Genomic DNA, 23,672 nt, shown 5'->3' on the forward strand with positions numbered 1-23,672 from the left:
GATCGGGCAGTGATCAGCCGCTGACGCGAGCAGCCTGCGCCACGCGCGCGGGGTCGGCCAGCGGCAGCGACACTCGGAACGTCGCTCCGCCTCCATCGGTCTCCACGACCTCCACAGTGCCGTGGTGCGCCGAAATGATCGACGACACGATCGCCAGTCCCAGCCCGCTGCCGCCGGTCTCGCGGGCGCGCGAGGTGTCGGCGCGCCAGAAACGCTGGAAGATCTTGTCGCGGATCTGCGTGGGGATGCCCTCGCCGTGGTCGCGGACCTCGAGGATCGCCCGGTCGGCGCGGTGGTCGACCTGCACGGCGATCTCGATCGGGCTGCCTTCGGGCGTGTAACGCAGAGCGTTGCCCATCAGGTTGGTGACCACCTGGCGGAGCTTGTTCTCTTCGGCCATGACGATCGCCGGTTCGGCCGGCGGGGCCGCGAGCACGACCCTCTCCGTCGTCGTCACCGGGATTGGACCCGTGCCGCTGCGACGACCGCGGCTGCCGCGGCGCAGGCGGGCGAGCGCCGAGCCCGCGAACGCGATCGGTCCGGTGGCGTTGGCCGGGCGGGAGGCCTCGTCGGGGATCGTGTAGGGCACGGTGTCCACGCCGAATTCCGTCGCGTCCGCGTCGGCGGGCGCCGGTGCAGGGGCCGGCACCGGGCTCGGCGTGAGCACGGTGACGGTGCGATCGGGGGAGCCTGCCATCGCGTCCATGGCGGCATCCCTGGCGATGCGCACCAGATCCACCGGGTGCAGGTCGAGTGGCTTGGTCTCGTCGAGGCGCGCCAGCTCGAGCAGGTCTTCGACCAGGAGGCCCATGCGGATGGCCTCCTTCTCGATGCGGTCCATCGCCTGCGCGACGTCCTCCGGGGTCTGCAGTGCACCCATCCGGTACAGCTCGGCATAGCCGCGCACCGACACCAGCGGGGTGCGCAGCTCGTGGGAGGCGTCGCCGACGAACCGGCGCATCTGGTCGATGGTGCGTGCGCGGTCGTTGAACGCGCGGTCGATGCGGTTCAGCATGGTGTTGAGGGAGCGGTTGAGCCGACCGACCTCGGTGTTCGGGGTCGCGCCGCCGAGGCGCTGGCTGAAGTCGCCGTCGGCGATCGCCGCTGCCGTCTGCTCCACTTCGCGCAAGGGTGAGAACGTCGTCGTGACCAGCATCCGGGTGAGGCCCGCCCCGACGATGATGACGATCACGCCGAAGCCGAGGAAGATCGCCAGGAAGGCCGCCATCACCGTGTCGATCTGGCTCGTCGTCGTGGCGATGATCACGGTCGCGAGCTCGCCGGTGTCGGCGAACGTCTGCGTCGTGACCAGTGCGCGGTAGGAGGTACGGCCGTCGTTGCTCTGCAGTGGGAACCCGCCGACCGGCATGGTCTTCGCCTGCGAGAGCGTGAGGCTGCTGGGCACCGCCGGCCGGTGCGCGTACGGGATGTTGGACCAGTTCGTCTTGACCAGCTTGCCGTTGGAGTCGTACAGCGCCGCGAAGTAGTCCGACGGGCTCGCGTCGGTCGCGATCTTGTCCTTGTCCGACGACGACGGGTACAGGTAGGCGTTGACGTAGTTCGCACCCGACGCAGCCGACAACTGCGCGTCCAGTTGCTCGAGCAGCACCGGCTTCAGCATCGACATCGTACCGATGCCGGTCACGAGCAGCCCGAGCGTCAGCATGAGCACGGTCACCCCGGTGATCTTCGTGCGCAGGGAGATCGCGTTCCAGCGGTCGAGCAGGCGTGAGTGCATCAGGCCGTCAGTCTATGCAGTGGATGCTGAGCCGCGGATGTGCGCGGCAGGTCACGCCTTGGCGGCCTTGAGCATGTACCCGAACCCGCGCTTGGTCTGGATGAGCGGCTCGCTGGAGTGCGCATCCACCTTGCGGCGCAGGTACGAGATGTACGACTCCACGATGCCGGCGTCGCCGTTGAAGTCGTACTCCCAGACGTGGTCGAGGATCTGCGCCTTCGACAGCACCCGGTTGGGGTTGAGCATGAGGTAGCGCAGCAGCTTGAACTCGGTCGGGCTGAGCTCGATGGGGGTGTCGCCGACGTAGACCTCGTGGGTGTCCTGGTCCATGGTGAGCTCGCCGGCGCGGATCACGGCGTCTTCGTCGGCCTGCATCGTGCGGCGCAGGATGGCCTTGATGCGGGCGACGATCTCGTCGAGGCTGAACGGCTTGGTGACGTAGTCGTCACCGCCGACCGTCAGCCCGGTGATCTTGTCCTCGGTGTCGTCCTTGGCCGTGAGGAACAGGATCGGCGCGGTGTAGCCGGCGCCGCGGAGTCGCTTGGTGACGCCGAACCCGTTCATGTCCGGGAGCATGACGTCGAGGATGATGAGGTCTGGCTCCTCTTCGAGGACCGCGGAGATCGCCTGGGCGCCGTTGCCGACCGCGCGCACGGCGAAGCCGGCGAAGCGGAGGCTGGTGGTGAGGAGATCGCGGATGTTCGGCTCGTCGTCGACGATGAGAATGCGGGGTCCTGCGTTCATGCCCATCAGTATCTGCGCGTCCGCTGAATTCTGCCTGTGAGCCGACGGTGCGCGGTGCGTGTGCCGACGGTGCGCCCTGGGTGTGAGGGGCTGGCGCGGGCAGTGTGAACAGTGGATGCTGAAAGGACCAGCGATCGGAGCCTCCATGTCCCATCCCACCGTGGTCGTCGCCGGAGCCGGGCTGGCCGGAGCCACGACCGCCGTCGAGCTGCGCGAGCGGGGATTCGACGGTCGCATCCTGCTGCTGGGAGCGGAGGCGCACCACCCGTACATCCGGCCCCCGCTGTCCAAGGAGTTTCTGAAGGGCGAGGCGCCGTTCGAGGACTCCGCAGTGAAGCCGGAGGCCTGGTACGCGGACAATCGGGTGGAGTTCCTGGCCGAGGAGCAGGCCGGCTCCTTCGATCCCGGCGCGCACGAGCTGTTCGTCTCCGGGGGCGCCCGGATCACCTACGACAGCCTCGTGCTGGCCACCGGGGCCTCCCCGCGTCCGCTCGGTGTGCCGGGCAGCGGACACGGCGCCGTCTTCTCTCTGAGAACAATCGAGGACTCCCAATGGCTGCGCTCCGCGCTCGAGGTGGGCGGGCGCCGGGTCGTGATCGTGGGCTCGGGCTGGATCGGCCTGGAGGTCGCCGCGGCCGCACGCGGCTACGGTAACGAGGTCACCGTGGCCGGACGTTCTGCGGTGCCGCTCGCATCGGCCATCGGCGCGGAGCTCGGGCACGTGTTCGAGACGCTGCACCGCGACAACGGGGTCGCGTTCCGCAACGACGCCCGGGTGGTCGCGGTCGAGGGCGGCGACGAGCAGGCTGTCGTGCTGGCGTCGGGGGAGCGCATCCCGGCGGACGTCGTCGTCGCGGGCGTCGGCGCCGCGCCGAACACACTCGTGGCCGAACGCTCCGGCCTGTCGCTCGACAACGGGGTGCCGACCGACCAGGCGATGCGCACTGTCATCGAGGACGTCTACGCGGTCGGCGACGTCGCGAACCCGTTCCTCCCGGCGATCGGCCGGCGGCTGCGCAACGAGCACTGGGCCAACGCGATCGCGGGAGGCACGGTGGCCGCGCGCGCCATCGTCGGGGAGGACGCGAGCTACGACGACATCCCGTACTTCTACTCCGACCAATACGATCTGGGCATGGAGTATTCGGGCTACGCGCCGTTGGCGAAGGGAGCGGACGTGGTGTTCCGCGGCGATGTGGAGGCGCGCGAGTTCATCGCCTTCTGGCTGCGCGACGACCGGGTGGTCGCGGGGATGAACGTCAACGTCTGGGACATGCAGGAGCAGATCCAGCGCCTCGTCCGCGCCACGGAACCGGTCGACCGCCAGCGGCTCGCCGACGAGAGCGTCGACCTTGCCGCGCTCTGAGACCACCGAGACCTTCGAGACCACTGGGGCCGACCGCGCGATGTACCTCCCGCCACTCCGCATCCCCGTGCGCACCATCGGCGCGCGCACGTTCGACTTCTCGAAGCGGGTGGCGGTGATGGCGGTGGTGAACCGTACGCCGGACTCCTTCTTCGATCAGGGGAACACCTTCGCCCTCGACGCCGCCGTCGCCGCCTGTTTCGGCGCGGTGGAGGCCGGCGCCGACTGGGTGGACATCGGCGGCGCGCCCTTCGCGCCCGGGGCTCCGATCCCGCCGGCCGAGGAGGCGGACCGCGTCGTCCCCGTCGTCGCGCAGCTGCGCGCGGGCTCCGACGTCGTCATCTCGGTGGACACCTTCCATGCCGGGGTCGCCCGGGAGGCGATCGCGGCCGGCGCGACCGTCATCAACGACACCACCGGCCTCAGCGACCCCGATCTGGCACGCGTGGTCGCCGACAGCGAGGCGACGCTCGTGCTCACCCACAGCCTTGCCGCTCCGCGCACGGTCTACCCGCGCCCGGCTTACGACGACATCGCCGGCGAGATCGCGGCGTTCCTGCTCGAACGGGTCGCGCGGGCGAACGCCGCGGGCGTGCCGGAGGAGCGGATCATCCTCGACCCCGGGCACGACCTCAACAAGAACACCCTCCAGTCGCTCGAGCTCACCCGCCGGCTCTCCGAGATCGCCGACCTCGGCTATCCCACGCTCGCCGCCGTGTCGAACAAGGACTTCATCGGGGAGACGCTCGACGCGTCGCGCAACGAGCGCCGCGACGGCTCTATCGCGGCCGCCGTGGTCGCTATCGTCAACGGAGCGCGCATCATCCGCATGCACGACGTGGCCGGCTCGGTCGCCGCGGCACGCATGACGGAGGCGATCCTCGGCCTCCGCGAGCCGGCCTATCTCAAGCACAACATGGGCGACGCCAATGACTGAGGCGACGATCGACGCGCTCTTCCCGCTGCCGGCGGAGGAGGGCATCGGCGACGCCCGGATCGCCGAGTTGTACAGCGCAGGAGCTGCACCGACCTGGCTGCGCGTGAACTTCGTCTCCAGCATCGACGGCGCGGCCACGCGGCAGGGGCTCTCCGGCGGCCTCTCCGACGACGCCGACCACCGTGTCTTCGACATCCTGCGCCGGCTGTGCGACGTCGTGGTCGTCGGGGCGGGCACGGTGCGCGCGGAGGGTTACGGAGCCATGCGCGTCGACGAAGTCTCGCAGCGCGCGCGACGGGAGGACGGAATGACCGCCCACCCCGTCTTCGCGATCGTCTCCGCAAGCCTCGACCTCGACCCGGCGAGCCCGATCTTCCGGGACGCGCCGGTGCGCCCGATCATCGTCACGACGGAGCTCTCGCGGCCGGACACCCGCGAAGCACTCGCCGAGGTCGCCGACGTCGTGATCTGCGGTCAGCAGCGCGTGGACCCGCGGCGGCTCGTGGAGGTGCTGGTCGCGCGCGGGCTGACCCGCATCCACTGCGAAGGCGGCCCCCACCTGTTCGGCGACCTCATCGCGGCGGGCGCCGTCGACGAGCTGTGCCTGACGGTCGGCGCAACACTGGAGGGCGGTGTCGCCTCGCGGATCTCCGCCGGAGCTGCACCGATCCTCCCCGTCGGCATGCGACTCGCGCACGTCCTCCAGTCCGGCGACACGCTGCTCCTGCGGTATGTGAAGCGCGGATGATCGACCGCCCGGTCATCGACGTCGCGCTGGTCCGTCGCCTGGTCGACGAGCAGTTCCCCGAGTATCGCGGGCTGCCCGTGCGGCCGGTGGAGCTGGACGGCTGGGACAACCGGACTTTCCGCCTCGGTGACGACCTCAGCGTGCGGCTCCCGAGTGCGCGCGGCTACCTCGAGCAGGTGGCCAAGGAGCACGAGTGGCTCCCGCGGCTCGCGCCGAGGCTCCCGTTGCCGATCCCGGTGCCGGTCGCCCAGGGTGAGCCGGATCGCGGGTACCCGTTCCCGTGGTCGGTCTACCGTTGGCTGCCCGGGACGCCGCTGGCGCTGGCCGGCGACCTCGAGGAGGTGGCGCTCGCCGAAGACCTGGGGCGCTTCCTGGCAGCGCTGCGAGAGGTCGATGCCGCCGGAGGTCCGGCTCCCGGCACCCACAACTTCTTCCGCGGCGATCCCCCCGGCGTCTACCGGGACGAGGCGATCGCCGCGATGGCCTCCGGAGCGCGCGACATCGACCCGCGCGCGGCCCGGCGCATCTGGGACGCCGCCGAGGATTCGCGCTGGGAGGCGGCCCCGGTGTGGTTCCACGGGGATGCGGCGCCGGGCAACCTCCTGGTGCGCGACGGACGCCTCGCGGCCGTGATCGACTTCGGCACCTCCGGTGTCGGGGATCCCGCGTGCGACCTGGTGCCGGCGTGGACGATGTTCGACGGGGAGGCGCGTCGCGCGTTCCGCGACACCGTCGCGCTCGACGACGCGACCTGGGCGCGCGCCCGGGGCTGGGCGCTGTGGAAGGCGCTCATCACCGTCCGCGACGCCCCGGACACGTCCGGCTCGCGCCGCACGCTCTCCCGCCTCGCCGCCGATCCCGGCGTCTGACCGGCGAGGGGCACGTAAACGCCCCTAAAACGCCGTTTCTGGGGCGTTTACGTGCCCTTCGGCAGTGCGTTTAGGGAGGCTACGCCGCCGCCAGCGCGTGCGCGTCCAGGATCGTGTACGAGTAGCCCTGCTCGGCGAGGAACCGTTGCCGGTTCTGCGCGAAGTCCTGGTCGACCGTGTCGCGCGAGACCAGCGTGTAGAAGTTCGCCGACAGGCCCGACTGCTTGGGCCGCAGCAGGCGGCCGAGGCGCTGGGCCTCCTCCTGGCGCGATCCGTACGATCCCGACACCTGGATGGCGACCGTCGCCTCCGGGAGGTCGACCGAGAAGTTGGCGACCTTACTGACCACCAGCACCGGCGTCGTCCCGTCGCGGAACTCCTGGTACAGGCGCTCCCGCTCGTCCACCGGGGTGGCTCCCGTGAGCTGGGGAGCACCGAGCGCCTCCGCGAGCTCGTCGATCTGATCGAGATACTGCCCGATCACCAGGATGCGCTCGCCCGCGTGCCGGTCGACGAGCTGCTGCACGACCTCCAGCTTGGCCGGCGCCGTCGCGGCCAGACGGTACCGTTCGTCGTCCGCCGCGGCCGCGTAGCTGAGCCGGTCGGAGGCGGGGAGGTCGATACGCACCTCGAAGCACGCGGCGGGGGAGATGAAGCCCTGCGACTCGATCTCCTTCCACGGCGCATCGAAGCGCTTGGGCCCGATCAGGCTGAAGACGTCTCCTTCGCGGCCGTCCTCGCGCACGAGTGTGGCCGTCAGGCCCAGGCGCCGCCGCGCCTGCAGCTCCGCCGTCAGCTTGAACACCGGCGCGGGCAGCAGGTGCACCTCGTCGTACACGACGAGGCCCCAGTCGAGCGCGTCGAGGAGCGCGAGGTGAGCGTACTCGCCCTTCCGTTTCGCCGTGAGGATCTGGTAGGTCGCGATCGTGACCGGCTTCACCTCCTTGACCTGGCCGGAGTACTCGCCGATCTCCTCCGCGGTGAGGGAGGTGCGCTTGAGCAGCTCATCGCGCCACTGCCGGGCGGACACCGTGTTGGTCACGAGGATGAGAGTCGTGGTCTTCGCCGTCGCCATCGCCCCGGCGCCGACGAGCGTCTTGCCCGCGCCGCAGGGGAGGACGACGACACCTGACCCACCGTCGAAGAAGTTGCTGACGGCCTTGCGCTGGTAGTCGCGCAACGCCCAGCCGCTCTCATCGAGGTCGATCGGGTGCGGGGTACCGGGCGTGTAGCCGGCGAGGTCCTCCGCGGGCCAGCCGAGCTTCACCAGCTCCTGCTTGAGCTGGCCACGCGCCCAGGCCTCCACGGTGAAGGTCGTCTCGTCGCGGCGCCCCACGAGCAGGGGCGCGATGCGCTTGGCCGTGGCGACCTCCAGCAGCACCGCCCGGTCGGGGGAGCGCAGCAGCAGCGTGCCCTCGTCGTCGCGCTCGATCACGAGGCGGCCGTAGCGGGCCACGGTCTCGGAGACGTCGACCGAGACGGTCTGAGGGATCGGGAACTTCGAGTACTTCTCGAGCGTGCCGAGCATGTCCTCCGCGGTGTGCCCGGCGGCGCGCGCGTTCCACAGGCCGAGCCGCGTGATGCGGTAGGTGTGGATGTGCTCGGGCGCGCGCTCCAGCTCGGCGAAGACGGCGAGGTCGTGCCGGGCGTCCTCCGCCGCGGGATGCGCGACCTCGAGCAGGACGGTGCGGTCGCTCTGGACGATCAAGGGGCCATCGGACATGACCGCTCAGTCTACGCTGCGCAGACCCTTGACGCTCGAGAGGGGCAGGGTGCGCTCGATGTCGGCCGCCCGGTCGCGGCCGCGGAGCCGCCCGCCGCCGATGCCGGTCGGCTCCAGCAGGTAGTCGACCAGACGGCCGTCGGGCATCGCCACCTGGACGACGACGGTCTGCCGTGCGCGCACGGCCTGATCGAGCTGGCGCGCGAGCCACTGCTCGCCCGTGTCCTCGTCCGCGGCGTCCTGCTGCCGCAGCCGGGCGACCAGTTCGGCGGCCGGATCACGCGCCTCCACGACGGCACGGGCGGCGACGGTGCGGCGCTGCGGCGTCACGATGGCGCCGGACGCGTCTTCGGCCACCACCGGGTAGCGCGCATCCCTCAGCGCCCAGAACACGACGTCACGGGGGAACCGGCTCGTGAGAGTCGTGTCATCGACGCGCAGCAGCCGCAGCGACGACAGCGACTGGTCGACTGCGATGGTGCCCAGCAGCATCGCATCGTCGGAGTGCACGAGCCCGCGGCCGTCGTTCGCAGCGCGCACGCGCACGCGGCCGTGACGCTCGACCGCATCGGAGATGAGGTAGTCGAGCGGCTGCGGCACCCCGGTGAGCGAGACAGAGGCGAGGAACTCGTGGATGCTCGCCGCCGTCTCGCCCTCCGTCACCGCCCGGTCGACGGAGGCCGCCGAGAAGCGGAACGTGGAGGCCAGCGCGCGGCTCTCCAGGTCGGCCATCGTGCGCAGCCGCGACTCGACCTCCGGAGCGAGCGGCCCGGGCGAGATCACCGTCAGGTCGTGCTGGAGGTAGACCTTCGAGACCTCGGCGGGGAAGTGCCCGACCATGGCGTCCGTCGCGGCGGCCGGCCCGGCCTCCAAGAGTGCCGTGCCCGCACTGCTCGGGAGGCGGTGGGCGGTGATCCCCACGAGCTCGGCCTCGGCGACGCGTTCGGCTACACGCTGCTGAGCGTCGGTCGCCGACCCGGGGTAGAGCCAGGCGATGTACGCGCGCAGGCTGTCGTCCCACGGCGCCCGGCCGCGGAAGGAGAAGAGGGAGGACAGGTCTGCCGGCAGCTCCGTGAGCCACGCGGACGCGAGGGCCCGCCAACGATCAGGAGTCGTCGCGTGCTGCCAGGCCGCCGCGTCCGCCGTGGGCAGCCAGAGGCCGTCGGCCACGGCGGCCAGCCCGGCGCGGGCGGCGACCGACAGGATCGTCGGAACGGCCGCTGAATCGACGGCCAGTGCCTCCGCCAGCCGCTTGGACGCCGGAAGGGCGAGGCCGCCCTTCTGCAGCTCGCGCGCTCCTTCGCGTGCGAGCTCGGCGAGCAGCTCCGACACCGCTGCGACCGCCTCGAACGCGCGCTCGGCCGCCAGCCGGTCGACGGCCGCGCGGTCGGCCTCCGAGGTCGCGGCCGGGATCGGCGGCGGCGCCGTGTCGAGCACCGCCCGCGGGCGAGGGAGGCCGCTCTGCGGGCCGGCCTCGATGCGGGCGGTGACGGCGTCGTACGGGGCCGCAGCGAACTCGCCCTGGGTCTCGGTGTCCGGCGCCGGGTGCACGAGCAGGAGGTCGCTGAGCGCGGTGAGCGCGGCAGCCGCCTGGCGCGGGTCGGTTCCGGCCGTGGCCGGGTGCTCGCCGAGGCGGGCGGAGAGCCAGCCGGCGGAGCGGGGGCCGTCCTCCCCGCCGAGGACGATCAGCACGGCGAGCTGGAGGCGGTCGAGAGGAGCGAGGACGCGCTGCAGGGCCTCCGGGTCGAGGAGGGCCTCCGCGAGATCGAAGAAATCGGAGATGCCCGACCGGCGCACCGGGCGTGCGCGCAGCGCGGCGACGAGTTCATCGTCCGGCATCGCGCGCAGCCGCGCGGCCAGGGCGAGCGTCGTCGTCATCGCGCCGGTCCGGCGGGCGGCGTCAGCGACGGCCCTTGGGACCGGTCTTCGGCTTGGGGGGAGCGGCCGCCGCCTCGGCCGCCGCCTTGGTCGCCGCACTGCGCTGCCGGGCGCCGATGATGATCACGACGATGATCAGCACGAAGGCGATCGGGAACGCGATCAGCGGGAACAGGAACACCGCCGGCCACAGGCCCTCGCCCGACCCCTGCTGCGGCATCGCGCCCGTAGCACCGCCGATGAGGACTGCCGCGATGCACACCAGAGAGACCACGACCAGGGCCGCGGCGATGTACGCGAGGGTTCGCTGGGCTCGGGAAACCGGGGGCGGGGTCTGCTGGGTCACGAAATCAAGGATAATTGAGGTTGGTCATTCGATCCCCCATGTGAAGTGAGGTTCCCATGCCAACCGGCAAGGTCAAGTTCTACGACGACGAGAAAGGCTTCGGCTTCATCAGCTCCGATGACGGCCAGGAGGTCTTCTTGCACGCCTCGGCGCTCCCCGCGGGCGCGGTGGTGAAGGCGGGATCCCGACTCGAGTTCGGCATCGCCGACGGTAAGCGCGGCGCTCAGGCGCTCTCTGTGCGTGTGCTGGAGGCGCCTCCGAGTCTCGTGAAGATGAAGCGCAAGTCGGCCGACGACATGGCGATCATCGTCGAAGACCTCGTGAAGCTGCTCGACGGCATCGGCGCCAACCTGCGGCGCGGCAAGTACCCGGACAAAGCGCACGGCGCCAAGATCGCGGCGGTGCTGCGCCGGGTTGCGGACGACCTGGATGCCTGACGGCGCTACGCACGAGGAGGCTGTCGACGGCGAGCAGGTCTCCGGCGACACGTCCGACGGCGCGCGGAACGCCGATGTCAGCGACCTCGTCGCTGCTGTTCCGCTCGCGCGGGCGGCGCTGGCCGAGATCACTCCGGAGTCCACCATCGGCGAGCCCCTCGGGCACGTCGTCGAGGGCGACGCCGTCGTCTCCCTGCTGTTCGCATCCTCCCTCGCCGGCTACCCCGGCTGGCACTGGACGGTCACCGTGGGCCGTGCCGACGACGACGCCCAGCCGACCGTGCTGGAGGCCGAGCTGATGCCCGGCGACGACGCGCTGCTCGCGCCCGACTGGGTGCCGTGGTCCGAGCGGCTCGCCGAGTATCAAGCGGCACAGGAGGCACTCGCAGCGGAGGCCGAGCAAGCGGGCGCCGAGGGTGACGACGACGACGCCGATGACGAGGGTGTCGACTACGACGACGATGAGGACGACGAGGACGATGAGTCCGTCGAGTCCGAGGAGGACGAGTCCGACGACGACCGCGACATCCACGACCTCCACGGCGACGACGACCTCGACGGTGTGGACATCGACTCGGTCGACGTCGCATACGACGATGAGACCGACGTCGACTCGGAGCTCGACCTGGCCTCGGAGGAGGCCGCGGCGCTCGCGGACGATGAGGGCGCCGAAGAATCTGACGACTCGGGCGCCGACGACGAACCCGCAGACGACGAACCAGCAGACGACTCAGCGACGGCGGCGGGCGCGGGTGATGCTGAGGTAGGCGAAGCCGAGCAGGCCTAACGCGATCCCGACGATCACCGTCCAGATCCACCAGCCGCCTCCCGCGGCGGTGATCGGCGCGGAGAACACGAGCGTCGGGATCAGCGCGACCACCCAGAGCCCCAGTCCGACGAGCACCGCTCGCCGGTCGTCCGTGGGAACGGGGACCGGATCGGGTCGGCGCTCGTCGTCACGCAGCCACAGGCGCACGGTCGGTCCTCTCTGATCAGTGCGGTCGGAATCAGCCCAGCCTGAATCACCCCAGACGCTCGACCACGTACTCGACGCAGCCGATGAGTGCGCGCACGTCCGCGGGCTCGATTGCCGTGAACGTCGCGATGCGGAGCTGGTTGCGGCCGAGCTTGCGGTACGGCTCGGTGTCGACGATGCCGTTGGCGCGCAGCGTCTTGGCGACGGCGGCCGCGTCGATCTTCTCGTCGAAATCGATGGTGACGACCACCTGGGAGCGGTGAGCGCGGTCGGCGACGAACGGGGTCGCGTAGTCGACGCTCTCTGCCCAGGAGTAGAGAGCGCCCGACGACTCCTTCGTGCGCGCGTCGGCCCAGGCGAGGCCGCCGTTGGCGTTCATCCACTCGATCTGGTTCTCGAGCAGCACGAGGGTGGCCACTGCCGGCGTGTTCAGCGTCTGGTCGAGGCGCGAGTTGTCGATCGCGTTCTTGATGCTGAGGAACTCCGGGATGTAGCGGTCGGTCGCCGCGATCCGCTCGACGCGCTCGATCGCGGCCGGCGAGAAGAGCGCGAGCCAGAGCCCGCCGTCGGACGCGAAGTTCTTCTGCGGCGCGAAGTAATAGACATCGGTCTCCGTCACGTCGAAGTCGACGCCGCCGGCTGCGCTCGTGGCATCGATGACGGTGAGAGCGCCGGCGTCGCCGTGCACCCGCGTCACGGGAGCCATGACGCCGGTGGAGGTCTCGTTGTGGGGCCAGGCGTAGACGTCGACGCCGCCCTCCACCTCGGGCTCCGCGCGCGATCCGGCCGGGGCCTCGATGACGCGGGGTGCCTCCAGCCACGGGGTCTTCGCCGCCTTGGCGAACTTGCCGCCGAACTCGCCGAAGACGAGATTCTCGCTGCGCTGCTCGATGAGCGAGAACGCAGCGGCGTCCCAGAACGCGGTCGAGCCGCCGTTGCCGATGACGACCTCGTAGCCCTCGGGCAGGCGGAACAGTTCAGAGAGGCCAGAGCGCACCAGGCCCACCAGGTTCTTCACCGGCGCCTGCCGATGGGAGGTGCCGAGCAGCTCGGCGCCGGCGCCGGCGAGGAAGGCCACCTGCTCGGGCCGCACCTTGGACGGGCCGCAGCCGAATCGTCCGTCGGCGGGCAGGAGGTCGGTGGGAATCGTCACGTCCGGCATAACAGAAGTGTATTGGCTGTTAGAAGCCGAGACGGCCCGCCGACGGCCGTCTCCGGGGCGCCGTCACCTCGCTGTCACCGGGAACAAGTAGGCTCGTACGCGATATTCGCGCGCCCGCACGTGGAGGGGTTCATGACCGACCTGATCGACACGACCGAGATGTACCTTCGCACCATCCTGGAGCTGGAGGAGGACAACATCGTCCCGCTGCGCGCGCGCATCTCCGAGCGGCTGGGGCACTCCGGTCCGACCGTCTCCCAGACAGTGGGGCGCATGGAGCGCGACGGCCTCGTCGTCGTCTCCGGCGACCGGCACCTCGAGCTCACCGACGACGGTCGCAGGAAGGCCGTGCACGTCATGCGAAAGCACCGCCTCGCCGAGCGACTGCTCAGCGATGTGATCGAGCTCGAGTGGGAGTACGTGCACGAGGAGGCCTGCCGCTGGGAGCACGTGATGAGCGAGCAGGTGGAGCGCAAGCTGCTGACGATGCTCGGCCACCCCACCGAGTCGCCGTACGGCAACCCCATCCCGGGGCTGGGTGAACTGGGGGCGCCCGACGCCGCCTCCACCGAGAACCTGGTCAACCTCGTCGACGTCGTGCGCGGCGGCGATTCTGAGGTGACTGCCAGGATCCGGCGTCTCGGCGAGCCGGCGCAGGTCGACCCCGAACTCCTCCTCCAGCTCAAGCAGGCGGGCGTCTTTCCCGGCTCGACCGGCACATTCTCAGCGGCCGGTTCGTACGTGTCCGTGCAGATCGACGGCTTCGAGACCGGGCTGGAACTGCCGAACGAGCTCGCGGCGCACATCTTCGTCGACGGGTGATTTCCCGTTACCGATTTGTTAGAAATCGGGTTAAACAATGTGACAAATCGCAAAGCGTCCCGTAGTCTCTTACGAGTCCGAACGGGCCAGAAGCCGGCCCATCAGGACCCCGACCGGGACGCTCCAACCCCCTGAGACCCGTCTCCTGGCCGGTGAAGCCGAAAGCGATTGCATCAGGCGGGGGCAGCTCCCTAGTGCTGCCGGAGCGCAGGAGGATGCACTTTGGCACACTCTGGTACGCCCGATCCTGCCCAGGACCGAACCCCTCAGGAACCGGACATCACCTCTACGAACCCGGCCACGGCCCCCGATCACGTCTCGCGACGGTCTCTGCGCACCGCGGCGGCCCCGTCCTCCGTCCGCGCTTCGTCGCCGAAATCCACGGCGTCGAAATCCACGGCGTCGGCGTCCGTCGTCGCGGCGTCCGAGCAGTCCAAGCCCGCCGCGAAGAAGCGCAAGGGCGGATGGGCGCTCAACGTCGCCGTCATGACCGTCGCGACCGGCATCATCGCGACCATGTCGATCCCGGCCTTCGCGCTGCAGGAGGGCGGCACGTCGGCCGCGTTCGGCCCGAGCGCCGCCGACACCATGAAGAAGGCGCAGGCGCAGTCCGTCGAGGTTGCAGGGGGAGTGGCCGCGTCCGCCGTCAGCCGCGATGCCGCCACGGCCACCAGCCAGCAGGAGCTCGACGCGCAGAAGGCCGCCGTGGCCGCCGCCGCCGCAGCGGAGGCCGCGCGTCAGCGTGCGGCCGCGTCGTTCGCGACCTACGCCAGCTACAGCGGCCCGACCGTCTCCGACTTCCTCGCAAACCCGCCGTACCCGAGCTTCAGCCTCTCGCAGGTGTTCTCGGTGGCGCAGCAGTACATCGGCACCCCGTACGTCTACGGAGGGTCCACCCCCGCCGGCTTCGACTGCTCGGGCTACGTCATGTACGTGTACGCGCAGTTCGGTATCCAGCTGCCGCACTCCGTCTCCGGCCAGGCTGCGATGGGCAAGCGCATCTCGATTCAGGACGCGCAGCCGGGCGACATCGTCATCATGCCGGGCCACGACGGGTTCTATGCCGGCAACGGCAACATCATGGACGCGCCCGACACCGGCCGCTCGATCTCGATCCGGCCGATCTGGACCAGCGACTACTACATCGTCCGGTTGGGTATCTGACGACCGAACCCGTGGTGAACACTGCGGATCACGCTCTGGGAATGGCGCGCCACGAATAGGTGGTGCGCCATTTCTGCGTTACTCTGATGCCCTGGCGCAGTGCCAGGCAGCCGTGCAGATCGGAGCATCCGATGGCCGAGTGGACCCGAGTGCGGTCACCGCAGGTGGCCACCGGGGACGAGCGCGGCCTGCACGCGGACAGTTCTGAGAGCCGCGATTGCCGCCTGCTGCCTCGTCGCGACTTCCTCGCCTGCCGCCACCATGTCGAGGCCTGCCACCGCCACCATGTGGTGTGCCGCCACCATGCCGCCGTCTTCCAGGGCGCTGTCCGTTCGGACAGTGCCCTTTTTGTTTGCCTCGCACACCCGAAAGGTCGCAGATGAAGACACTGGTCCTCAACGCCGGCTACGAGCCCCTCGCGGTCGTCTCCTTCAAGCGCGCAATCGTGCTCGTCATGAATCAGAAGGCCACCGTGCTCGCGAGCGATGCGGACCACCCCGTCTGGAGCATCTCGGGACGGTATGACCGCCCGTCGGTGATCCTGCTCACCCGCTACGTGCGTATCCCGCACGGCCGGGCGGTTCCGGTCTCCCGACGCGGTGTGCTGCGGCGCGACGCCCACCGCTGCGGCTACTGCGGCAAGACGGCGACCACGATCGATCACGTCCTCCCGCGCTCACGGGGAGGGGCGGACAGCTGGGAGAACCTCGTCGCCTGCTGCCTGCGCTGCAACAACGTCAAAGGCGACCGCACGCCGGCCGAGATGGGCTGGACGCTGAAGCTCACCCCGCGGGCCCCGCACGACAGCTCCTGGGTGGTCCGCGGCGCGGAGGGCGGCCAAGCGGAGTGGCGCGACTATCTGGGGGTGGCGGCCTGACGGCGCGGCCCCGAGTCGGCCTCCGGTAGGCTGGAAGGACTGGCCTCTGTAGCTCAATGGAAGAGCTGCTCCGTCCTAAGGAGAAGGTTGGGGGTTCGAGTCCCTCCAGGGGCACGCTTGGGGTTCGCCATCGGTGACGCTTCTGCCTCAATAGATCGGTGACGGTTCGGACCGTCTTGGTGGTGACGCTTCCCCCGATCTTGGAAGTTTGTGCGGGCCGTCGAACGAGCGATAGGACTGATTGTCGCAAGCTGGTCGGCAGAGGAGAATGCGGCCATGTCGGCGTGGGTGCGAGCCGCTGCCACAGTTATGGCCGTGACGATGCTTCTCGCCGGGTGCGCCTCTGGTCCGCCCGTGCGGCAGACCGCTGCCTCATCACGGATCTTCGACGGCGTCGACTACGCGCCCGCACAGCCTTCCGGAACGCCTGGTCACTTGTTGGACCTGTACCTGCCTGACGTCACCGCTCGGCCCGTGCCGTTGATCATTTGGTCGGGCGGCAACGGGTGGGTGGACGATACTGGCGCGAGCACGGCTGGACAGTTCGCGCAGATCTTCACTCCGCACGGATACGCCGTCGCCGGCGTAAATGTCCGCTCCAGCAGCGAGGTCAAGTTTCCTGGGCAAGTCTCCGATATCAAGGCGGCAATCCGCTTCCTGCGCGTCAACGCCAAGCGCTACCACCTCGACCCCGAACGATTCGGCGTCGCCGGTGACTCCTCCGGCGCGTGGGCGGCCGTGATGGCCGCGGTTACCGGTGATGTCCCTACGCTGGAAGGGGCTGTCGGAGTCTCTGGCGCTTCCAGCCGGGTGCAGGCAGCGGTCGCGTTCTATCCGCCGACCGACTTTCTGAGCGCGGACATGTATCTGCCCATTGCGTGCCCTACTGGACCGATCACCTGTGCCGCCGCGGACCCGTTCTTCTCGGCGCTGCTGGGCTGCCCGATCCAATCGTGCCCGGACCGGGTCGCTGCCGCCGACCCGATCAGCTATGTCTCCGCGAACGACCCTCCACTACTGCTCCTGCACGGCCAGGAAGACACGCTCGTTCCCTGGCAGGACAGCCTCCTGCTCTTCCAAGCGGTCCAGCGCGCGGGAGGACGCGCGGAGCTGGTCTTGCTGCCGCGAGGTCAGCATGGTCAAGCGATGGAGTTCCTGAACGACAGCGGAGTGAGTGCCGGCGCCCAAGTGCAGGCCACTGACGGAGAGCGCGAAATTCCTGCACACCCGGCTGCACTCACGCCGCAGTACCTCATCGCGTTCTTCGACCGTCACCTTCGCTAGACGCGACATCACCCACGCCGAAGCGCGAGGCTCGAAGTGAAAACCGTCGGGGCTACCACGACGTGGAGTGTGATCCGGGCGTCGATGTCGACAGCGTCTTACAGGACCCCACTGCCCATCGAATAACGACTTGTAGCGCGTGGGAGTCTTGCGAATCGGAACCTTCTCAGTGGTTCGCTGGGCTGCGTATATCCCGGACCGCGGCGGCATGAGCCCGCTGACGGGGCGGTCGCCGTAGTAGCAGCAGCAACAGTGAAGCCGTTCCTAGGCAGACGAGGACGAGCGCGACGAACGCGGCGGGCAGCACGTCGCTGCCCGTCGAAGGCAGCCCGGAGAGGCTCACCGTGCCACCTCCCTCTGGGGGCAGCGGCGACGGCGGCGGGCCTGCCACGATCAGCACCTGCGCGGACGCGTCGTTGTTCGGCTCCACCGGATCGGGCTCGGCGTGCGTGCTCGTACCGGTCTCCGTGAGGACGTCACCGGCCGATCCGCTGACCGTTCCGACGATGCGGTAGACGACCTCCTCCCCGGGCGAGAGCGACCCGACGGCGAAGGTCAGTGACCCGATCACGCCGTTCGGCGGCTGCGCGCGCTCGGACGGCCAGGAGATCGCGACGCCGGTGTAGCTCGTGAAGCCCGGCAACTGGAGCGTCGCGACGATGTCGTTCGCCTGGCTCGGCCCGTTGTTCGTCACGGTCGCGAGCAGCTCGGCCTGCTCGCCCGACACGTGGGTCTGGCTCTGCGGGGTCAGCGTCAGAGCGACGTCGGCCGACGGCGCGGGCACGTCGCACGCCTCCGCCTGGTTGTCGGAGGCATCGGGGTCGAGCGAGCCCGAGCCGACGATCGCCGTGTTGCACAGCGCGAGCGTCCCACTCGCTCCCGGGCCGATGAGGAAGGTCACGAGCACCGACGCCGATGCCCCGACGGCGATCGTTCCGACGGAGCAGCGCACGACGACCAGGGTGTCGCCGTTCGTTGTGTTCGGCGACTCGGGCGCCGGGCAGGCGGCGCCGCCCTCGACCGTGGCCGAGTCGTAGGTCATCCCATCGGGGACGGCGTCGGAGACGATGACGTTGCTCGCGATCGACGGCCCGGCGTTGTGGACGGTCAGCCTCCACGTGGCAGGCTGCCCGGGCACCAGCGGGTTCGGCTCCACGAGTGTCTTGACGACGCTGGTGTCGGACACGTGGTTGACGGTCACCGTCTGGCTGGTCGTGTTGTCCGTCAGCACTGTCTCGGGGGTGTCGGAGCGGATCACGGACGTCCCGGTGTACGGGCCCTCGGGAGTGTCGCCGGGCACGTGCATCACGGCGACATTGGTGGAGGCGCCTCCTGGCTGCCACTGCGCCCCGGGTGTCGTCGGCTGGCAGTGCAGCACGTATTGGAAGTTCTGCCACGGCACGCCGGTCGGGTCGGCGGGCGGCGTCTGATTCCACGTGCAGACGTTGGCCGGCACGTCGAAGCTCACGGGCACGAAGCCCGGAGGGAAGGTCGTGTCGGCGCTAGTGTTCAAGGCGGTCGACGGCCCGTTGTTCACGGCGAATCCGGTGAAGGTGATGTCCTGGCCGGCGGCTGGGGTGGTCGTGCTCGCCGCGGACGAGATCGCCAGGTTGGTGAGCCGTCCCACCTCGACGTCGGCGCTCGCCGTGTTGTTTCCCGGGTCGGATTCGTTGGCGAGTGAGCCGACGGTACCCGTGTTCGTGGTCGTGCCCGGCGCCAGCTCCGGATCGATGGCGGCGACGATGCGGAGGGAGACCGACTGGCCGACCTCGATCACGCCGATCCGGCAGGCCACGAGCTGGCCGGGTCCGGGCGGAGGGCCGGGCTGCGCCTGGTTCTCGTCGAAGCCGGGCCCGGTCTGCGGGGCCGGGCAGTCCGACTGGGTCGCGTCGAGCGTGAAGCCGGCCGGTAGCCGGTCGAACACCACCGCGTGCACGACGGCGGACGGGCCCGCGTTGACTGCCGTGAGCGTGTACCCGATGGTCCCGCCGGCGTTGGCGGTGGGCGAGTCGGGGGTCTTCGTCAGCTGGAGGTCGGCCACCTGGATGATGTCGACCGGCGCGGTGCCGCTCGCCGACGCGGCACCGCCGGAGAGCGAGGTGTCGGTGGTGACGGTCGCCGTGTTCGGCACCAGCTCGGCGAACCCGGTGCCGCCGTTGAGGTCGACCGCGTCGGGGTCGAGTGTGCCGCTGACGGTGACGATCGCGGCCGGCGGCTGGGTCGTGCCCGCCCAGCCCGGCACTGTGCCGAGGTCGCAGGACAGGCTGCTCTGCACGCCGCCGGGGCCGACGACGGGGTCTAGTGTGCACAGGCCGCTGGCGGTCGTCGACGCCGACGTCGCATGGAAGCCGGGTGGCAGCAGATCGGTCAGCTCGACGTTCTGGGCGCTGGCGAAGCCCGCCCCCGGCTGGCCCGCCGGCGCGGCGGGCACCTGGACGGCGATCTGGTAGCTGAAGGGGCCTCCGGCGACGAAGGAGGGATGCGGGCCGATGGTCTCGGCGGGGTTCGGGACGGTGCCGACGGGCGTCTTGGTGACCGTCAGGGCGGTGACGGGAGCGCCGACGATGATGGGCACGGTCAACTGGTTGTTCGCGAGCGTGGACTCCGGGGTCGTCGTGGCGACCTCCACCGTGTCGGGGTACGAGCCCGGCGCGGCGTCGGGCGAGACCTCGATGACGTAGTCGATGTCGATGCTCTGGCCGGGAGCGAGGTCGGAGCCGTCGATCGTGCACTCGACCTCGAGACCGGCGTTGGTGCAGTTCGCGGGCTGGGTTCCGGCGTCGACCAGGAAGGCGGCGACGGTGCGCGTCGCGCGGAACGTGACGTTCCGCGCGGTCGACGGCCCGTTGTTGGTCAGGGTGATGTGCGCGTTGCGGAGGGTACCCGGGCCCGTCCAGGCCGGATCGATCGGGTCGACGGTCAGCGCGGTCACCGCGACGTCGGCGAGCGCCGCGACGGTGCTGGTCGCGGTCGACGAGTTGTTGGTCAGGTTGTTGTCGGGGTTCGAGACCATGTCCGCGGTCTCCACGCTCCCGGTATTCACCAGGGTCGTTCCGGCGTCGAGGCCGGGGGCGACGCTGACGGTCACTTGCACGGTGGCGCTCGTGTTCACGGCCAGATCGTTCGACAGCTGGCAGGTGAGGTCCTGCCCGCTGGCGGTGCAGGCCACCGACTGGCCGCCTCCCGAGGTCACCGTCGCGCTCGCGTAGCTCAGACCGGCCGGGAGCGTGTCGCGGATGATCGGCCGCAGGGCCGCGTAGTTGTTCGCCGGGTCGTCGGTGTCGGCGATGTTGTTCGTGACCGTGAAGGTGTAGACGGCTGTCTGACCAGCCGTGAACGCCGGGTCGGCGGTCTTGGCGAGGGACAGGTCGACGAACGGGCTGCCCGAGAGCGTCCAGCTCGCGGTGTTGTTGCTCGGGTTGGTGTCGTCGGGCGCCTGGATGCTGACCGTCTCGACGACAGGGTCGCCGATGGCGGCGAGGTTGGTGACCGCCGTCATGTTCACCACGACGGTCTGGCTGGTTCCCGGCGCAATGGCGCCGAGCGTGCAGGTCAGCTGGTCGTGGGCGGGGTCGGCGGTGCCGGCCGGGGCGCCGCAGCTGCCGGTCTGCGGGGCGGCCGAGTCGAAGCGCAACGCCGTCGGGACGAGGTCGGTCACGACAGCGCCCGTGGCGGTCGACGGCCCGGTGTTGCTCACGGTGATCGTGTAGACGACGGGGCGCGTTCCCGGAGGGTCGACCCCGGGAAGCGCGGTGCGGTTGCCGGACTTGGTGACGCCTAGGTCGTAGTGCGTCGAGACGGCCGTGTCGGAGGTGCCAGTGTTGTTGGAGGCGTCGGGGTCGGCGGTGTCCGCGGTCGCCGTCGCGGTGTTGTGCAGGGTCGCCGTGGCGTCGGGGGCGACCGTTCCGGTGATGGTGATCGTGACCGCTGCACCCGCGACTCCGGCGCCGCCGGAGGGGAGGGCGCCCGCTGGGCAGACGACGGTCTGGCCGGTGACGGTGCACGCGTCGCCGCGCGAGGTGGTCGCCGCGATGCCGGTGATGCCGGCCGGGACGGCGTCGGTGACGACGACGCCCGCCGCGTCGGCCGGTCCGTAGTTCGTCGCGGTGACCGTCCAGGCGATCGGCTCGCCGGCGGTCACCGTCGGAGGTCCGCTCTTGACGACGCGCACGTCGGCCTGCGGTGTGCCGACGGTCACGTCCGCGGTGGCGGTGTTGTTCGCGTCGACCGGGTCCGCGATTCCGGAGGAGACCGTCGCGGTGTCACCGACCGTCGTGCCCGCCGAGAGTCCTGTCGAGAGCGTGCCGGTGATGGTCACCGTGGCGATGCCTCCTGCCGGCAGCCTCGTCACGGCGCAGCGCAGGGTGCCGGCCGTCGGGTTCGGGCAGATCGCGCCCGTGCCGGTGTCCGTCGTGATCTGCGCGGCTGTGAACTCGGCCTGCCCGGCGACGTCGACCCCATCGCTGATCAGCACGTTCTGCGCGTCCGATGGCCCGGCGTTGGAGACCTGGAGAGTCCAGGTGACCGACTCGCCTGGCCCGGCGGTCGTCGGTGCGGCCGTCTTGGCGATCGCGAGGTCGGCGGCTCGGTTCAGCGTGATCGAGGCTCCGGAGACGTTGTTCGAGGGATCGGGGTCGAAGGAGCTCGTCGTCACCGAGGCGACGTTCGTCAGGCTGGCCGCTGACGATGAGGCGTCCGTGGTGCCGTCGAGCTGGATGGCCAACGTCGCCCCAGCGGCAAGAGTGCCGAGCGCGCACGTCGCCGTGCCTCCAGCGATGGTGCAGGTGCCCTGCGGTGTCGTCGCCGTCGCATCGAGCCATCCGGCCGGGATCGGGTCGGTGACCGTGACGTCGGCGGCCGGGTTGGGCCCGGTGTTGGTCACCGTCAGCGTCGCCCCCACGGTGCCTCCGACGCTCGCCGGGTCGGGGGTCATCGTCTTGACGATGGACACGTCCGCCTGCTGCAGCACCGTCACGCTCGCGGGGTTGGTGGTGTACGTCGCGGTCGTGCCCGTCGTCTCCGTCGCGTAGGCCAGATTTGCGATGTTCGTCACTGTGCCGCCGCCCGCCGCGTCGTCGAGCGTCACCTGGAACGTGTACGACTGCAGGGCTGTGCCGTCGTTCGTGCAGCCCGGGCCGGAGCAGGCCATGCGTCCGCCGGTCGTGGCCGTCGCCCCGGATCCCAGTCTGACCCGCACCGTGCGCCCGCTGATCTCCCCGCGGTCGTCACCTGCTGCATCCGTCAGGGCCGTCTTCGTCCCGGCCAGCGGGTCGACCAGTGCGAGCGAGCCGGGCACGTATGTGGTGTTCGCCGGCAGGACGTCTTCGGAGACGACCCGGACGGCGGCGTCCTGCCCGGTGTTGGCGTAGTTCAGTGTGTATTGGAGCGTATCGCCGGGTCGCGACGGCGAGTTGCCTCCGACGTCGACCACCGACTTCGACGAAGTAGTGAAGTCCGGCGCGTACAGGTTGATGGCGAGGCCGACCACGCCGGGGTAGTAGATGTCGCCGTTGGACGAGAACGTGAAGGTCGCACTGGTCGCGTTGTTCGGGATGGCCCCGGAGGCGCCGAGGTTCTTGATGTCGTAGCCGAGCATGTTGCGGTAGGCCGGTGTGCGCGCGGTCACCGAGGAGCCGTTGACGTCGTTGGTCGAGTTGAAGAAGTTCGACCCGGGCGAGATGGCCGTGGCGAGCTGCGTGTTGTTCAACCGTGTGTAGTCGCCGGTCTGGGCGAGGTCGCCCTCGTAGGCGATCATGGTGAGCTGCGCGTCGACGGTTCCGGATTTCGGCGCGAGGAAGCCGGACACCGTGACCGACTGCTGGTTGCCGTTGCTGACGGCGTTGAAGCCGTCGAAGACGGTGAGATTGCGCAACGGGAGGCCGGGGGCCGAGAACACGACGGTGAGCGCCCAGCCCGCATAACGGTCGACGCCCGTCGCGGCGGTGACGTTCGCGCCCCAGTAGCTGCCGTTGCCCGCCGTGCGCACGAGGGTCGTGATGTCGGCGAAACGCTGGTAGGCGTTGTAGCTCGACCCGTTGGGGCCGAACTGGTCGCGCGCCGCGGTGGAGGCCGTGATCGTGCGGTAGGCGGCATCTCCCGGTGCTCGAAGCGAGATCGAGTTGATCGCGGACGTGCTCGCCGGGAACCCGGATCCCCCGCTCCCCGCATCGAGGCGTGCACCCCAGTACAGCCCGGCCCACAGCACGGTCGCCCCGGCCGGCAGGTTCAGCTGTGAGGCGGAGGAGTTGACGGTGCCCGCGACGCCGTCGGCGTCGAGGTTCGTCATCGTGAACGAGTTGTTGTCGTACACCCCGCCGTTCTGCGCGTTGCTGCAGTTCTGCGCGGCGGACGGGCACGTCAGCAGGCTGTTGCCGATGGTGGTCATCGCGCCGTTGGCGTTGGCCGAGAACTTCGAGGTGAACGGCACGGTAGACGCCGCGGTCGCCGGCGTCGACGCCACGACCACGAAAAGCACCGCCATGAGCGCCAGAACTCCCACCGCGGCCAGCCACCGATGCCCCCAACGCACCCGCACGGGGGGAGTATACGGCGCTACGCGGCTCAGTGGCAGAGGCAACCCAACACCCCCGACCGGGCTGTA

19 protein-coding genes and 1 tRNA gene are annotated in these 23,672 nt (G+C 70.1%); 11 read left to right on the top strand and 9 right to left on the bottom strand.

Going from position 1 to position 23,672, the window contains the following annotated elements:
- Nucleotides 1-13: 13 nt before the first annotated feature.
- Entirely contained in the window at nucleotides 14-1,738 is a 1,725-nt protein-coding gene (locus tag AC0HS0_RS01470; RefSeq protein ID WP_472961151.1) for a sensor histidine kinase, read from the bottom strand.
- Nucleotides 1,739-1,789: 51 nt separating this feature from the next.
- Nucleotides 1,790-2,482 carry a response regulator transcription factor gene (locus tag AC0HS0_RS01475; RefSeq protein WP_179605211.1) on the bottom strand — a complete coding sequence of 231 codons (693 nt, stop codon included), beginning with the start codon at nucleotides 2,480-2,482 and terminating at the stop codon, nucleotides 1,790-1,792.
- Nucleotides 2,483-2,627: 145 nt separating this feature from the next.
- Here AC0HS0_RS01475 and AC0HS0_RS01480 point away from each other — a divergent pair, with 145 nt between their 5' ends.
- Genes AC0HS0_RS01480 through AC0HS0_RS01495 form a run of 4 tightly spaced genes read left to right on the top strand, consistent with a single transcriptional unit; the run spans nucleotide 2,628 to nucleotide 6,402 of the window.
- Entirely contained in the window at nucleotides 2,628-3,848 is a 1,221-nt protein-coding gene (locus tag AC0HS0_RS01480) for an NAD(P)/FAD-dependent oxidoreductase (RefSeq protein WP_472961153.1), read from the top strand.
- Between the two features lie 40 nt (nucleotides 3,849-3,888).
- Nucleotides 3,889-4,785: a dihydropteroate synthase gene (folP, locus tag AC0HS0_RS01485; protein ID WP_472962081.1), complete on the top strand. Its 897-nt coding sequence runs from the start codon at nucleotides 3,889-3,891 to the stop codon at nucleotides 4,783-4,785.
- On the top strand, nucleotides 4,778-5,533 hold the full coding sequence (locus AC0HS0_RS01490; RefSeq protein ID WP_472961154.1) for a pyrimidine reductase family protein: 756 nt from the start codon (nucleotides 4,778-4,780) through the stop codon (nucleotides 5,531-5,533). Before folP ends, AC0HS0_RS01490 begins: the two co-directional genes overlap by 8 nt.
- The gene (locus tag AC0HS0_RS01495; protein WP_472961155.1) at nucleotides 5,530-6,402 is read left to right on the top strand and encodes an aminoglycoside phosphotransferase family protein; all 873 of its coding nucleotides are present in this window, start codon (nucleotides 5,530-5,532) and stop codon (nucleotides 6,400-6,402) included. The genes AC0HS0_RS01490 and AC0HS0_RS01495 overlap by 4 nt, the downstream gene beginning before the upstream one ends.
- A 79-nt stretch (nucleotides 6,403-6,481) precedes the next feature.
- Here the strand turns inward: AC0HS0_RS01495 and AC0HS0_RS01500 are convergent, their stop codons facing one another.
- From AC0HS0_RS01500 to AC0HS0_RS01510, 3 genes are read right to left on the bottom strand one after another with little or no spacing between them, the layout of a single operon-like run.
- Nucleotides 6,482-8,125, bottom strand: coding sequence for a DNA repair helicase XPB (locus AC0HS0_RS01500; RefSeq protein ID WP_472961157.1), 1,644 nt, complete (start codon nucleotides 8,123-8,125; stop codon nucleotides 6,482-6,484).
- 6 nt (nucleotides 8,126-8,131) lie between these two features.
- Nucleotides 8,132-10,003 (bottom strand): helicase-associated domain-containing protein, encoded by a 1,872-nt coding sequence (locus AC0HS0_RS01505; RefSeq protein WP_472961158.1) that lies wholly within the window; start codon nucleotides 10,001-10,003, stop codon nucleotides 8,132-8,134.
- 22 nt (nucleotides 10,004-10,025) lie between these two features.
- Nucleotides 10,026-10,349, bottom strand: a complete 324-nt coding sequence (locus tag AC0HS0_RS01510; RefSeq protein ID WP_472961160.1) for a hypothetical protein — start codon at nucleotides 10,347-10,349, stop codon at nucleotides 10,026-10,028.
- A gap of 56 nt (nucleotides 10,350-10,405) precedes the next feature.
- On the opposite strand from AC0HS0_RS01510, the gene AC0HS0_RS01515 reads away from it, so the two are divergent.
- Together AC0HS0_RS01515 and AC0HS0_RS01520 are read left to right on the top strand one after the other, a co-directional pair.
- Nucleotides 10,406-10,786, top strand: coding sequence for a cold-shock protein (locus AC0HS0_RS01515; protein WP_055914617.1), 381 nt, complete (start codon nucleotides 10,406-10,408; stop codon nucleotides 10,784-10,786).
- Nucleotides 10,779-11,573 carry a DUF3027 domain-containing protein gene (locus AC0HS0_RS01520; protein WP_472961162.1) on the top strand — a complete coding sequence of 265 codons (795 nt, stop codon included), beginning with the start codon at nucleotides 10,779-10,781 and terminating at the stop codon, nucleotides 11,571-11,573. Before AC0HS0_RS01515 ends, AC0HS0_RS01520 begins: the two co-directional genes overlap by 8 nt.
- Here the strand turns inward: AC0HS0_RS01520 and AC0HS0_RS01525 are convergent.
- Both AC0HS0_RS01525 and serC read right to left on the bottom strand, forming a co-directional pair.
- On the bottom strand, nucleotides 11,517-11,762 hold the full coding sequence (locus AC0HS0_RS01525) for a DUF2530 domain-containing protein (protein ID WP_472961163.1): 246 nt from the start codon (nucleotides 11,760-11,762) through the stop codon (nucleotides 11,517-11,519). The genes AC0HS0_RS01520 and AC0HS0_RS01525 overlap by 57 nt on opposite strands.
- A 46-nt stretch (nucleotides 11,763-11,808) precedes the next feature.
- Nucleotides 11,809-12,924: a phosphoserine transaminase gene (serC, locus tag AC0HS0_RS01530; protein WP_472961165.1), complete on the bottom strand. Its 1,116-nt coding sequence runs from the start codon at nucleotides 12,922-12,924 to the stop codon at nucleotides 11,809-11,811.
- Between the two features lie 132 nt (nucleotides 12,925-13,056).
- Between serC and AC0HS0_RS01535 the strand changes: the two genes are divergently transcribed.
- A complete protein-coding gene (locus AC0HS0_RS01535) occupies nucleotides 13,057-13,746 on the top strand; it encodes a metal-dependent transcriptional regulator (RefSeq protein WP_472961167.1) in 690 nt (229 codons plus the stop codon).
- Nucleotides 13,747-14,057: 311 nt separating this feature from the next.
- On the opposite strand, the gene AC0HS0_RS01540 is transcribed toward AC0HS0_RS01535, so the two are convergent.
- Entirely contained in the window at nucleotides 14,058-14,264 is a 207-nt protein-coding gene (locus AC0HS0_RS01540; protein WP_472961169.1) for a hypothetical protein, read from the bottom strand.
- On the opposite strand from AC0HS0_RS01540, the gene AC0HS0_RS01545 reads away from it, so the two are divergent.
- The 4 genes from AC0HS0_RS01545 (at nucleotide 14,233) to AC0HS0_RS01560 (ending at nucleotide 17,071) form a co-directional block, all read left to right on the top strand.
- Nucleotides 14,233-14,910, top strand: coding sequence for a C40 family peptidase (locus tag AC0HS0_RS01545; RefSeq protein WP_472961170.1), 678 nt, complete (start codon nucleotides 14,233-14,235; stop codon nucleotides 14,908-14,910). The two genes, AC0HS0_RS01540 and AC0HS0_RS01545, sit on opposite strands and share 32 nt — an antisense overlap.
- A gap of 379 nt (nucleotides 14,911-15,289) precedes the next feature.
- A complete protein-coding gene (locus AC0HS0_RS01550; protein WP_472961171.1) occupies nucleotides 15,290-15,787 on the top strand; it encodes an HNH endonuclease in 498 nt (165 codons plus the stop codon).
- 42 nt (nucleotides 15,788-15,829) lie between these two features.
- A tRNA-Arg gene (locus tag AC0HS0_RS01555) sits at nucleotides 15,830-15,901 on the top strand.
- Between the two features lie 207 nt (nucleotides 15,902-16,108).
- Nucleotides 16,109-17,071 (top strand): prolyl oligopeptidase family serine peptidase, encoded by a 963-nt coding sequence (locus AC0HS0_RS01560; protein WP_472962084.1) that lies wholly within the window; start codon nucleotides 16,109-16,111, stop codon nucleotides 17,069-17,071.
- A 166-nt stretch (nucleotides 17,072-17,237) separates the two neighbouring features.
- Here AC0HS0_RS01560 and AC0HS0_RS01565 read toward each other — a convergent pair whose 3' ends face one another.
- On the bottom strand, nucleotides 17,238-23,606 hold the full coding sequence (locus AC0HS0_RS01565) for a hypothetical protein (protein ID WP_472961173.1): 6,369 nt from the start codon (nucleotides 23,604-23,606) through the stop codon (nucleotides 17,238-17,240).
- Between the last annotated feature and the right edge of the window lie 66 nt (nucleotides 23,607-23,672).

The sequence above is a fragment of the Leifsonia sp. PARNA 1/14 genome (genome assembly GCF_055720965.1).